General features: G+C 66.3%; 11 protein-coding genes. 6 read left to right on the forward strand and 5 right to left on the reverse strand.

The window, feature by feature from the left end; genetic code table 11:
• The first annotated feature begins 10 nt into the window (after positions 1-10).
• The 4 genes from MUG98_RS13750 (at position 11) to MUG98_RS13765 (ending at position 5508) form a co-directional block, all read left to right on the forward strand.
• Positions 11-550, forward strand: a complete 540-nt coding sequence (locus MUG98_RS13750; RefSeq protein WP_265108015.1) for a helix-turn-helix domain-containing protein — start codon at positions 11-13, stop codon at positions 548-550.
• Positions 551-600: 50 nt separating this feature from the next.
• Positions 601-1875: an alanyl-tRNA editing protein gene (locus tag MUG98_RS13755; protein ID WP_265108016.1), complete on the forward strand. Its 1275-nt coding sequence runs from the start codon at positions 601-603 to the stop codon at positions 1873-1875.
• 72 nt (positions 1876-1947) lie between these two features.
• Positions 1948-3186 carry a mandelate racemase/muconate lactonizing enzyme family protein gene (locus MUG98_RS13760; RefSeq protein WP_265108017.1) on the forward strand — a complete coding sequence of 413 codons (1239 nt, stop codon included), beginning with the start codon at positions 1948-1950 and terminating at the stop codon, positions 3184-3186.
• Positions 3187-3372: 186 nt separating this feature from the next.
• Positions 3373-5508, forward strand: a complete 2136-nt coding sequence (locus MUG98_RS13765; protein WP_265108018.1) for an alpha-amylase family glycosyl hydrolase — start codon at positions 3373-3375, stop codon at positions 5506-5508.
• A 131-nt stretch (positions 5509-5639) separates the two neighbouring features.
• Here the strand turns inward: MUG98_RS13765 and MUG98_RS13770 are convergent, their stop codons facing one another.
• The gene (locus MUG98_RS13770) at positions 5640-5780 is read right to left on the reverse strand and encodes a hypothetical protein (RefSeq protein ID WP_265112562.1); all 141 of its coding nucleotides are present in this window, start codon (positions 5778-5780) and stop codon (positions 5640-5642) included.
• Here MUG98_RS13770 and MUG98_RS13775 point away from each other — a divergent pair.
• A complete protein-coding gene (locus MUG98_RS13775; RefSeq protein WP_265112460.1) occupies positions 5760-6131 on the forward strand; it encodes a class I SAM-dependent methyltransferase in 372 nt (123 codons plus the stop codon). The two genes, MUG98_RS13770 and MUG98_RS13775, sit on opposite strands and share 21 nt — an antisense overlap.
• Here the strand turns inward: MUG98_RS13775 and MUG98_RS13780 are convergent.
• The 3 genes from MUG98_RS13780 to MUG98_RS13790 are packed head-to-tail and all read right to left on the reverse strand — an operon-like array spanning position 6071 to position 9241.
• Positions 6071-7027 carry a sugar ABC transporter permease gene (locus tag MUG98_RS13780; RefSeq protein WP_265108019.1) on the reverse strand — a complete coding sequence of 319 codons (957 nt, stop codon included), beginning with the start codon at positions 7025-7027 and terminating at the stop codon, positions 6071-6073. The two genes, MUG98_RS13775 and MUG98_RS13780, sit on opposite strands and share 61 nt — an antisense overlap.
• Entirely contained in the window at positions 7027-8007 is a 981-nt protein-coding gene (locus MUG98_RS13785) for a carbohydrate ABC transporter permease (RefSeq protein WP_265108020.1), read from the reverse strand. The genes MUG98_RS13780 and MUG98_RS13785 overlap by 1 nt, the downstream gene beginning before the upstream one ends.
• Positions 8008-8032: 25 nt before the next feature.
• A complete protein-coding gene (locus MUG98_RS13790; protein ID WP_265108021.1) occupies positions 8033-9241 on the reverse strand; it encodes a substrate-binding domain-containing protein in 1209 nt (402 codons plus the stop codon).
• Between the two features lie 220 nt (positions 9242-9461).
• Here MUG98_RS13790 and MUG98_RS13795 point away from each other — a divergent pair, with 220 nt between their 5' ends.
• Entirely contained in the window at positions 9462-10601 is a 1140-nt protein-coding gene (locus tag MUG98_RS13795) for an ABC transporter ATP-binding protein (protein WP_265108022.1), read from the forward strand.
• A gap of 166 nt (positions 10602-10767) precedes the next feature.
• Here the strand turns inward: MUG98_RS13795 and MUG98_RS13800 are convergent, their stop codons facing one another.
• Positions 10768-12822 (reverse strand): DUF7997 domain-containing protein, encoded by a 2055-nt coding sequence (locus MUG98_RS13800; protein ID WP_265108023.1) that lies wholly within the window; start codon positions 12820-12822, stop codon positions 10768-10770.
• Positions 12823-12994 lie beyond the last annotated feature (172 nt).

Raw genomic sequence — 12994 nt, forward strand, 5'->3', positions numbered from 1 at the left:
AAAGTCTAACATGGCCAAGTATTCGACCGGTTCGTCCTCCGGCGGCGGCGGGACGAACTGTGAACTCTGTGGCGCCGAGAGCAACTCGCTGCGACGTGCCGAGGTCGCCGGAGCCGAACTCGAGGTCTGCCCCGACTGTGCGCCCCACGACGACAGTCAAACGGGCGGCCGGGGCGGGCAGGGACGCCGGGACCAGAGCGGCGGTTCCGGGAGTTCCGGCGGCTCCCGAGACGAGACGAGTCGAAAGAAGAAGGCGGCCCAGAACGTCGCGAAGGCGAATCCGGTCTGGGACGGCGACTCCCAACACTGGGAGAAAGAGGGGACGAACTACGACGACGACCCCCTGCCGTACCTCGTCTCCGACTACGGCGAGGTCCTCGTCGAGGCCCGTCGGGAGGCCGGCCTTCAGCGGGAGGAACTCGCGGACGAACTCGGCGCGCGCGAGAAAGACGTCCTCGCGATCGAGCAGGGACGGGCAACCCAGGCGGGCGTCGGCGGCGGCCTGATCGACGCGCTCGAGGATCGACTCGACGTGGAACTCGCCGAGTAGTCGCCGATCGGCGAGCAGACTTTTGGTGGCGGCCGACCGAGTACGCTTCGATGAGTGGGCAACGGGCAGCAGCGGAGCCGTACACGACGCGATTCGAGACGGAAGTGACCGCCATCGACGGGCGGACGGTCTGGCTCGAGACGAGTTACTTCTACGGCGAGAGCGGCGGCCAACCCGCCGACCGCGGAACCATCGACGGCGTCGCGGTCGCGGACGTCCAGCACGTCGACGGCGAACAGGGCCACGTCCTCGCGGAGGAACCGTCGTTCGAGACCGGCCAGCGCGTGCTGTGTTCGATCGACTGGTCGTTCCGGATGTACTGCATGCGGGCTCACACCGCCAGCCACGTCCTCTACGGCGCCGGAAGACGGCTCCTCGACGACCTCGGCTACGGCGGGTTCGACATCAGCGACGAAAAGGTCCGGGTCGACCTGGAGACCAGCACCGCTATCGACGACGAGACGCTGATCGAACTGAACGAACTGGTCAACCGGGCCGTCTGGGAGTCCCGGCCCGTCTCGTGGGAGGACGTGCCCGTCGCGGAGGCGCGCGAGCGCGACGAAATCGCGTTCAACGAGGCGACCGAAGAGGGCGCGTTCCAGAAGGGCCGCGTCCGGATCGTCACGATAGGGAGCGAGAACGACAACGGGAACGGAGGACGGCCGAACGGGACCACCAGCGGCGACGCGGGCGACCCGTGGGACGTCGCCGCCTGTGGCGGGACGCACGTCCGGAACACGCGCGAGGTCGGCCCCGTGACGGTGCTCGGTCGATCGAACCCCGGCGAGGGACTGACGCGGGTCGAACTCGCCGTCGGACCCCGCGCAATCGATCGCCGAACCACCGAGAAACGAACCGCGTACGACGCGAAGGGAACCCTCGGCGTCGCAATCGGGGACGTCCCCGACGAACTCGATCGGCTCACCGACGAACGCGACGCACTCGCTGCGGACCTCGCGGAGCGAGAGCGATCGCTCGTCGCGGAACGGCTCGCGAACGCCGACCCCGTCGATCGTGACGGCGAGACGTGGCTCACGGCGCGGGTCGGTGACCTCCCCACGGACACGGTGAGCGACGTGGTCCGCGAACAGGTCGGCTCGATCGCCGAAGGTGGCGACGACGAGGGCGAGGTCGTAGTGGCCGTCGGCGGGACCGACGATGGGCCGCCGTTCGCGGTCGTCGGCGCGACTGGATCCCGTTCCGCCGCGGCCGTCCTCGACGACCTCACCGACGAGTTCGGCGGCGGTGGCGGCGGGTCGGAGACGATCGCCCAGGGTGGCGGATTCGACGCGACCCCCGACGAACTGCTCGACGCGTTCGAGTAGCCGACGCACCGGCACAACCGTCAGGCATCGCCCGGTACAACCTATTACTGCCGTGCGGCCGAGAGACGACGTATGAGAATCGATTACTCACAGCTTCGCGACCCGAACGCCGAGTACACGATGCGGGACCTCTCGGCGGAGACGATGGGAGTGACGCGAGAGCGCGGCGGCGACCGGGACGTCGCGATCACGGACGTCCAGACGACGATGGTCGACGGCAACTTCCCGTGGACGCTCGTGCGGATCTATACCGACGCCGGCATCGTCGGCACCGGTGAAGCCTACTGGGGCGCGGGTGCACCCGAACTGATCGAGCGCATGACCCCGTTCCTCCAGGGCGAAAACCCGCTCGACATCGATCGCCTCACGGAGCACCTCGTCCAGAAGATGTCCGGTGAAGGGTCGATCGGCGGCGTCACCGTCACCGCCATCTCGGGCATCGAGGTCGCCCTCCACGACCTCGCCGGCAAGATCCTCGACGTTCCAGCGTACCAGCTGATGGGCGGGAAGTACCGCGACGAGGTCCGCGTCTACTGCGACTGTCACACTGAAGAAGAGGCGGACCCGATCGCCTGCGCCGAGGAAGCCGAACGCGTCGTCGAAGAGTTGGGCTACGACGCGCTGAAGTTCGACCTCGACGTCCCCAGCGGCCACGAGAAAGACCGCGCCAACCGCCACCTTCGAGAGCCGGAAATCGCCCACAAGGTGAGCATCGTCGAGGCGGTCACCGAGGCCGTCGGCTCGCGGGCCGACGTCGCCTTCGACTGCCACTGGTCGTTCTCCGGCGGCAGCGCCAAACGGCTCGCGAGCGCGCTCGAACCCTACGACGTCTGGTGGCTCGAAGACCCCGTCCCGCCGGAGAACCACGACGTCCAGCGCGAGGTCACCCAGTCGTCAAGTACACCGATCGCGGCCGGCGAGAACGTCTTCCGCAAGCACGGCCAGCGTCGGCTGATCGAAAACCAGGCCGTCGACATCATCGCGCCGGACATGCCCAAGGTCGGCGGCATGCGTGAGACGGCGAAAATCGCGGACAAAGCCGACATGTACTACATGCCGGTGGCGATGCACAACGTCGCCTCGCCGGTCGCGACGATGGGCAGCGTCCACGTCGGCGCGGCCATCCCGAACTCGCTCGCGGTGGAGTACCACTCCTACGAACTCGGCTGGTGGGAGGACCTCGTCGAGGAAGACGTCATCGAGGACGGCTACGTCGAGGTCCCCGAAAAGCCGGGACTGGGCGTCACCCTCGATATGGACGCCGTCGCGGCGCACATGGTCGAGGGCGAAGAACTCTTCGACGCGGCGTAAGCCCGTCGAACGGGCACCTATCCGAATTGCGCTGCGTGGCGAAGTATCGCTTCGTCACGCTCGAGAAAGCCCGGTTTTCGGCGTTCGACGGAGCGTAAATCGCTCGCGTCGGTCCGGAACTCCGACGAGGATTCTGTGACGAACGAGTACACCACAGATTTAATCCTCGGCACCGATCGATCCGGTATGACCGATCGATCCGATCCCGAGACGACCGGCCGATCGAACGAACCGACGAGCGACCAGCGATTCCGGCCCGACGGCGGAGGTCACGAATCGAAGCGGGAGTTCGAGAGCGGTGACGGCTCGCACCATCCGGGACCGCCGCGGTTCGTCACCGTCGACGACGGTATCGGCAACCCGAATGGACGCGAGATGGAGACGCGTGACGACCTCGCGCCGTGGAACCCGGACGCCGACGGCGAGTACGAGTGGGCCGTCGTCGACGCGCCGCTGGGATCCAGCGCAGAGCCGACCGACGAGCCGATCGCGGCGTTCGAACCCGACGTCCCGGGTGAGTACACGCTCGCGCTCGAGGCCCCCGACGGAACTCACGAATTGACGGTTCGAGCCTTTCCAGCCGAAGACGAAGCCGATCCCCGACCGCAGGCGTCGCTCGACGCGGCGGTCGAGGGCGATCGGGTCGAACTCTCGGCGACCGCGACGATCGCCGGCGGCGCCGACGACGACCTCGAGATCGAGTACTACGTCGACGACCGCGACGACGCAGAGATCCGATCGGACGGGACGATCGCGATCGAGGACGTGACCGATCGAGTGCGAGTCTACGCCGTCGCGGTCGGCGATCGGCACTCCGTCCCCGACGCGATCGAACTCGTGCCCGCGGACGGTGACGACGGGCGCAGGAGCGAGGAGAGCGACGCATCGGTTCGCGTCGAGCACCCGTTCGAGCCGCCTGCGTGGGTCGAGGACGCGATCGTCTACGAGATCTTCACCAGACGGTTCCCCGACCAGGACGAGCCGACCTTCGAGACGATCGCCGATCGGCTCGACCACCTCGATCGGCTCGGGATCGACGTGCTCTGGCTGACGCCGTTTCTCGAGGCCGAGAGCGGATTCGGGACGCCCACGGAGCACGGTGGCCCCCACGGCTACAACACGCGGGACTACTTCGGCGTCGACCCGGACCTCGGGACGATGGCCGACTTCGAGGCGCTGGTCGAGGCCTGTCACGATCGCGACATACGGGTCGTCTTCGACCTCGTGATCAACCACACGGCGGACACCCACCCGTTCTACGAGGCCGCCGTCGACGAGTCCCACCCGGACCACGAGCGGTACCGCGACTGGTACCGGTGGGAGGACGTTGAGGCGCGCGATCCGGACACCTACTTCGGCTGGGATGGAATTCCGAACCTCGACCACGGCAACCCCGAGGTGCGGGAGTACCTGCTCGACGTCGTCGACTTCTGGGCCGGGACGGTCGACGGCTTCCGGACGGACGTCGCCTGGGGTGTCCCGTTGAGTTTCTGGACGGAGATTTCCGATCGGCTGACGGGGACGGACGACGAGTTCTTCCTGCTGGACGAGACGCTCCCCTCCGACGTCGAGATGGGGGGTCCCCGATTCCACATGCACCACGACGACGTCCTCCACGACACGCTCGAAGCGATCGGCGAGTCGGTAGCCGGTGTCAGCGGCGACGCTCACGACGACGGTAATCCCAGCGACGGCGAAGAGGACGCCGTCGCGGACGAATTCACGGATTCCGGCGTCGACGTCGACGGGGCCGAGGCGATCCTCGACGCGATCGACGAGCGGGCACGCCGGGGTTCCCACCCCGACTCGGAGTGGCTGCTGTACGTCGAGAATCACGACACTGTTCGGTACCTCGCGGAGTACGGGCGGGACGCACAGCGGGCCGCGGGTGCTGTCACGTTCACCATGCCCGGTTCCCCGATGCTCTACCAGGGTCAGGAGACGGGGCTGGGAAACCGCCGCGACCCGATGAACTGGGGCGCGTTCGACGAGGAGTTGCTCGCGTTCTACGAGCGATTGCTCGAGATCCGACAGGCGGAGCCGGCACTGCGATCCGACGCCGCCCTCGAGCGGATCCCCTACGAGGCCGACACCGATCACGCCGTGGCGTTCGCCCGATCGGCTCCCGGGTCCGGTCGGCGGGTGATCGTCGCGATCCACTTCGGAGAGGGCGCCGCGTCGGTGGCGATCGAGGAGTCGATCGACGGGACGGATCTGCTGACCGGCGACGCCGTTCTCGATCCCGAAACCGGTACCATCGTAGTCGACAGCGTCGCGGTCCTCGAAGCCGCACGTCCCGGTCGCGGATCGCGATCCGAGTAACCGGGTCCCGTGCTCCGGTTTCCGACGAGTCGTCGGAGTTCGAGGACGCCGGGAATTCGAACCCGTATCCGATCGCAGTACGTCCAGAAACGGAATGACCGAGAGACCGACCCGGCCGATCGCCCCGACGCCTACGGGAAACTCGCCGACGGATCCGACCGGGAGGAGACGCAAAGCCCGCGAACGGCCACCTCGAACGATCGGGAACGCTTTCGTTGCTCCTCGACGTCGAGGCCAGTCACGTCCTCGATGTGGGCTTCGGGGCCGCCCATCTCACCGGGGAACTGCGGGATCGTAGCGCTCCGGTCGTCGGTCTCGACGTGAGCCGCGACATGCTGACGTACGCCCGGGAACGGGCCCCCGATGCTGGCTTCGTTCAGGCCGACCTCGGACGCCCCCTTCCGCTCGACGCCGACCGCGGAGTACCGGCGGGCGAACCCGGAGCGGCACGAGTACGGGGCAATGCATCCGAACGTCCTCCGTCTCCGCTTCGTCGCATCCGCGTGATCGTCAGATCTTCCGGACGGACCCGAAGCCAGAGCCGGAGAAGAGAATCGAGTGCTCAGCCTTCCATGCCGCCGAAGGAGAGCCCGCTCTCGACGTACCGCTGGGCGAAGAAGTAGACGATCGCGACCGGCATCGCGAAGACGATCGCGAACGCCGCGAACTCGGTCCAGGGCGTCTCGTAGCGACCGCTGGTCACGAGCCGGTAGAGTTCGACCGACAGCGTGTAGTTGTCCGGGCCCAGTAGCGTCTGGGCGATGATGAACTCGTTCCAGCCGGCCAGGAACGTGAAGATCAGCACGACCGCGAGCCCCGGCTTCGAGAGCGGGAGGATGATCTCGCGGATCGCCTGCCACTGGCTGGCACCGTCGACCATCGCCGCCTCCTCGTAGGAGACGGGGATGTTGTCCATGAAGGTCTTCAGCAGCCAGGTGTTGAACGGGATCGCACCGGCCGCGTAGAAGAGCCCGAGAATCAACAGGTTGTCCGCGAGACCGAGGTTGACGAACAGGGCGTACAGCGCGATCAGCGTGGCGATCGAGAGCCCCGCCCCGACCTGCGTGAACACGACGTAGAAGTACAGGATCTTCTCGCGGCCGACGAACTGGCGTCGCGAGAGCGCGTACGCTCCGGGGATGATCACCGACATGGAGACGGTAACCGTCACGAACACGACGGTCAGGCTATTGACGAGTGCGTCCGTGAACTTCGACTCGAGGATGACCCAGTAGTAGGCGTCGAGGTTGTACGTCGCGGGATCGGCGAAGATTCCGTTCGACGACATCAACGACGAGCCCTGCGAGAGCGAGGCCGTCGCGATCCAGTACACCGGGAACATCAGGACCAGCAGCATGCCGATCGCTCCCGACGTCGCCAGAATCGTCTTGGCGACGTCCCACGGGCTCCGACGACCGGTTCGAACCTCGTGGATCGTGTTCTGTACGGTCGCGACGGCGCGGCTGGGCCAGGTGGCCTTCCGGTGCGCCCAGGACCGAACGTGGTCGCGAACGCTCATCAGTTCACCCCCTCCGCGAGGCCGCCTTTCTTCACTGCGATCCACATGAACACGCCGATGAACGCGATTGCTGTGACCATGATTGCCGACGCGAACGCGTACTGGTTGAGCTGGATCGCCTCACGGAACCCGTAGACCAGGATCAGTTCGTTCTGGCGCGCCGGGCCGCCCTGGTTGAACACCCACGGGATCAGGAACTGCTGGAACGACGTGGCCGCGGTCAGGATCGACGCGAACATGACCGGGCCCTTGATAGAGGGCAACGTCACGTGCAAAAACCGGTTGAAGAAACCGGCTCCGTCGACCTTCGCGGCGTCGTGCAACTCGGCGGAGACGTCCTGGAGTGCACTCACGATGATGATCACCATGAACGGGTACGCGAGCCACACTTCCGTGGTCACGTACGCCGCGAACGCGCTCCAGCGGCCGCTGAGCCACCCGATCGGGACGTCGGCGAGCAACAGTTCCGGGGCACCGAAGGCGCTAACGAAGCGGTTGTAGACGGCGAGGAACTCGTTGAACGGGCCGAACCGGGCGCCGCTGAACATCCCTCGCCAGACGGCGATGGTGAAGATGGGCGGGAATCCCATCGGGACGATCACGAGCGCCCGCATGAAGCGTTTGCCGACGACGCGGGCGTGCGTGAGGATCATTGCGATCCCGATTCCGACGACGACCTTGAACACCAGACTCACTGCGAGGAAGATCCAGGTGGTCCCCATCGACGTCCAGAACTGGCTGTCGGCGAAGAGTTCGGCGTAGTTCTCGAGTCCGACGAACGCCGAGTTACCGCCGATGACGGTCCCCGCGTGGGTGGCGTCGGTCATCGACAGGTAGACCAGGAAGGCGATGGGGTAGATCATGAACATCGAGAACAGGATCAACCCGGGCAGGACGAGGAACAGACCGACGTCTCGTGAGCCGAACGGCAAGTCGCGTTCGACCCACGAGTGGGGTCGGAGAGACGGTAGCGAGGTCATGAGGTGGACCTAGTCGATCGGCACGTTAGTCCCAGTTGCCGCGGATCTGCTCGGCGGCGTTCGCTAACGCGTCCTGGGCGGTCGCCTCCTCGTTGAAGACCGACTCGAGGGCCTCTTCGACCGGCACCCACACCTGGTCCATTCGCGGATCGGTCGGCATGGGGATCCCCATGTCGACGGTCTCGGCGAACGTCTCGACGTCGTCACCGAGTTCGTCACTGCCGATGTAGTCCTGATGGACCGGAATAAATCCGTGGCTCTCTGCACTGCCGAGAATGACGTCTTCGTTCGTCGTGTACCATTCGGCCCAGTCGGCCGTCGCCGCTCGCTCGTTCTCGTCCGCATCGCCGACTTCGGACGTGAAGTACCACATCTGGATGCCGGTGTACGGGGAGGGGTCGTTCCCGTCGGCCGTCGGCAGCGGGGCGACTTCGGTGTCGACGCCGCCGTCACGGAAGCCACCGAGTTCCCACGGTCCCTGGATGGCAAACGGTGCGTTGCCGTCGCTGAACACGGCGGTCTGGGACTCGTAGCCCGGATCGGCCGCCACGTACGGCCAGAAGTTGTCGGCGAGGTACTCGAGACCCTCGACGGTGGCGTCGTCTTCGAGTCCCAGTTCGCCGGTCTCGTCGTCGAAGTAGTAGCCGCCGAACGCGTGGATCCAGGCGCTGACGAAGTACGGGTCGGTCGACGGGTAGGAAAGCCCGTATCGACCCTGATCCGGATCGTGGTACTCTTCCATGATGTCGACCATTTCGTCGACCGTCTCCGGCGGTTCGTCGACCATCTCGGCGTTGTACATCAGCGTGACCGTCTCGGCCGCGTAGGGGAGGCCGTAAACGCCGCCGTCGAACGAAACTGCCTCCGCTGCGGCCTCCGTGTACGTGCTCTCGAGGTCGACCTCGATGTCGTCGGACCCGTCGTAGAGGAAGTCCTTGTCTTCGAACGCGCCGACCCAGTCGTGCGCCCACGCGAACGAAACCGGCCCCTCTCCGGCGGGGATCCCCGTGTTGAGCTGTTGCTCCAGGTCCGAGACCGCGTCGGCCTCGAGTTCGGTGTCCCGACCGTCGTTGAACTCCCCGAGGTAGTTCTCGAGATCCTCCTCCTCCGAATCCGCGAAGTCGTGCCACAGGACCGGTCCGCGATCGTCACCGCTGAAGACGCCCAGACAGCCGGCCATTCCGAGTGTCGCCGTCGCCCCACCGATACCCTTGAGCAGTGATCTGCGTTGCATTGACATGCTGCAATCAGTGAGGAATTATGACTTCACGTATTTAATGATTTGGGTGCATCAGTCATGGGACCGGCTCACCCGCCACGACGGACGGTTCGCGGCGGTTCCACGCGGTCCCGGCCGAATCCGAACCCCGCGACGCATATTCGAGAAGAAAAATTACTTCCTAAATCGGCTCATTTGAGAAAGGATTTTACGTCGGGTCGACAACCGTGGGGTAATGGCACGTGTCAAGATCGAATCGCTCCGCAAGGAGTACGACACAGGGTCGGTCGTCGCCGTCGACGACCTGTCTCTCGAGATCGTCGACGGCGAGTTCGTCACCGTCGTCGGCCCGTCGGGCTGTGGCAAGACGACCACGCTGCGCATGCTCGCGGGGCTCGAATCCCCGACCTCGGGGACGATCGAGATCGGAGAGAAGGACGTCACCGACGTCCACGCGAAGAATCGGGACGTCGCGATGGTGTTCCAGAACTACGCGCTGTACCCGCACAAGACCGTCTTCGAGAACATGGAGTTCGGGCTCCGGATGAGCACCGATTTGAGCGAGGACGAGCGCGAACGGCGCGTCGTCGACGCCGCCGAGATGATGGACATCGACGGCCTGCTCGAGGACAAACCCGACGAACTCTCCGGCGGGCAGAAACAACGCGTCGCGCTCGGGCGGGCGATCGTACGCGAACCCGACCTGTTCCTGTTCGACGAACCGCTCAGCAACCTCGACGCGAGCCTCCGAACGGAGATGCGCGCGGAGATCCAGCGGCTCCAGAACGAACTCGGGATCACCGCCGTCTACGTCACGCACGACCAGGAGGAAGCGATGACGATGGGCGATCGCATGGTCATCCTCGACGAGGGCGTCCTCCAGCAGGCCGGGCCGCCGACCGAGGTCTACGAGAATCCGGTCAACGAGTTCGTCGGCGGATTCGTCGGTTCGCCGTCGATGAACTTCGTGGACGTCGAGGTGCGACGCGCCGGCGACGGGATTCGCCTGATCGAACCCGACGGGACTTTCGAATTCGCGCTCTCGGCAGCGTACGTCGACCGACACGTCGAGGACCTCCAGGAGGACCGGTACACCCTCGGAATCCGGCCCGAAGACGTCTCGGTCGCTGACCCGGGTGCGAAAAACGCCGTCACCGGTACGGTCGAAGTCGTCGAACCGGTCGGCTCCGACAACTACCTCCACCTCGACGTCGCGCCGGACTTTATCGCCCGCGTGAACTCGAGCGTCGATCCTAGCCCCGGCGACCAGGTGACGCTCAGGTTCGAGGAAACCGACGTTCACCTGTTCGAATCGGGCTCGGGCGACGACGTGTTCGCGACCGGTCACGAGCAGCCGGAAGCCACGACGCCCTGAGGCGGATCGCTCTGAGACGGACTCCGTCTCTCCGTCACCGTTTTCCCTCTCTCCCTGTTCTCACTCCGGTCCCGTTCTCGATCCAGTCACGTCTCTCGACGATCGGATGGGGCGCCGAAAACCGACGATCGCCGATCGAGCCGGTGCGCCCGGTCCCGAAACGAGACTACTCGTGACCGGTCGCGGGGTCGCTCGCGGGTGCCCCGGCCGGTTCGACGGTGCCGGCCGACGCGAGCGACCCCGCGGTCGCGAGCCGGATCGCGTGCGGCCAGCCCAGCGGCGTCGCACTGTCTGCCGTTCCGTCGTCGAACACCTGTTCGGGCAGGTAACCGCCCGGCCGGCGGAGCGATCCGCCGGGAGCGACCAGTGCGAGCAACTCCCGGGCGCGGGTTTCGAACGACTCCCGCTCCGGCCGATCGGTCGCGGCCAGCAGGTGTGCGAGTTCCGCGGTCGCGTGGGCCCCCCAGGCGGTCGTCACCGTCCAGATCTTGGCCTCGTCCTGGGTCCGGACCCGCCAGGGGTCGCCTTCGAATCGCGCGAGCCCCTCCACCGGGCCGTCCGGATCGCGGTAGAGTCCGTCGACCGTCGTCTCGACGTGGGAGACGAGCCGATCGAGTCGGGCATCGTCGACGGTCTCGATCGCGTCGTACTCCCGGTGGGCGGATGCGAGCGCCAGCGTGCTGCCGTCCAGTCGATCGTCGAGGTCGTCGCCGTCGAGACGAAGCGCGTAGATCCCCCGGTCGGGCACCCAGAGGTCGTCGAGGGCCTCGTAGATCGACCGAGCGTTCCCGCGGGCGCGGGCGGCGACGTCGTCCGGGACCGGTGCCCGGGCGATCGCCGCGTACGCGTCGAGGTAGGTCGCGGCCGTATGAGTGAACCGGCCGGTCATGTTCTCCCAGGCGTTCTGGACGCGACCAGGCAAGCCGTCGGCCGAAAGCGTCTCGTCCATCCCGTCGAGCGCCGCCGTCAGCGTCTCCTGGACCCGCTCGTCGCTCGGATCGATCCGGCGAAGGTAGGTCGCGAGAAACGCCGCGACGCTCGCGGTCTGGTCCGCCTGGTAGTCCGCGGAACTCCCGTCCTCGAGTCGAGCGTTCGCCCACCCCGGGGCGAGTTCGCCGTTGTGCGGCCAGACGCGATGTGGCCAGGTTCCGTCCGGAAGCTGGGTCTCGCAGTGGAACCGGGCGCTCGCCGCGTGCCAGGACTCGAGGTCCAGTCCCGACGCGTGATCCGCCTCGAGCAGGAACGTGGCGATTTCCCCGTCGTCCCGGAACCAGGTGTAGCCGTAGCCGCCGGAGTAGCGGTAGAACGGGTCGAACTCGGGACCGGCGATCCGCGCACCGGTGGGTGCGCGCAAGAGACAGAGCGCGCGCAGGTCCGCGAACCCGTCGTCGATCTCGGTCCCGGAATCGGGGTGAGGGAGTGCTTCCCGGGCCTGTCGCCGCCCGGCCGCGATCACCGCGTCGCGGTCGTCGTGTGCCGTGGCACCGCTCCGGACGTCCTCGAGCGCGGCCGTGCGCTCACCACCGTCTGTGAGCAACGTCGCGACCGTCGCACTCGGCGTCTCGCCGGTTAGCGGGACGCTCGCCCTGGTGATCGGACTGAGTCGGGCTTCCTCGTAGCGGTCGTCGGCGTCCGATCGGGGAAACTCGATCGGGTCGGACGCGAGGAGTTCCTCGAACCGTTCGGGAACCTGTCCGGTCACGTCGAGGTCGGTCGAGGTGGCGAGCAAGTCCCGCTCGCTGTCGTGGTACACCTCTACCGCGTCGTCGTGCTGGAGTTGCCCGATTCGATTCGCCCGGCCGTCAGGTGCGAACCCGAAACACCCCTCCAGCGTCGGGGACGAGTCGCCGGTCCCGGGAGCCGATTCGAGGACGACGTGGGTCAGGTGGAGGCGATCGAGCGTGAGATCGTACTGGCGACACGCGTGCTCACCGAGTTCGTGGACGGTTTCGACGACCGCCGTGTCCGGAACGTACCGCTGATCGCCGTCGTCGAACCAGTGGACCGAGCCGTCGAGTTCGAGGCCGAACCGCGATCGCTCGATCCCGGAGAGGCCGGAGAGGGGATAGGAGTAGTCCCTGATCGAGCCGTCGGGGGCGACGTGCACGAGTCGGTCGTCGAGACCGGAGAACAGTCCCGTCGTCGATCGACGTTCGCCGGGGAACAGGTGCGGATCGCCCCGAGAACGTTTGAAGTCGTTGAGAGCGCCGTGCAGTTCCATCGGTGTGACTGTTCGCCCCCGGGCCATTAAACCTTGTTGAAAAATGTATTCCTACTTTTCGAAACCGAGAAACGGGTCAGTGTTACCCGACTGCCGATGATTCGGTTCCGGACGGAGGGATCGACCCGGAATCTTTTACTCTCGGCTCGACGATTCGTGAAGTAATACGTAT

It is taken from the genome of Halosolutus halophilus, from assembly GCF_022869805.1.
In the GTDB taxonomy this organism is placed as follows: Archaea; Halobacteriota; Halobacteria; order Halobacteriales; family Natrialbaceae; genus Halosolutus; species Halosolutus halophilus.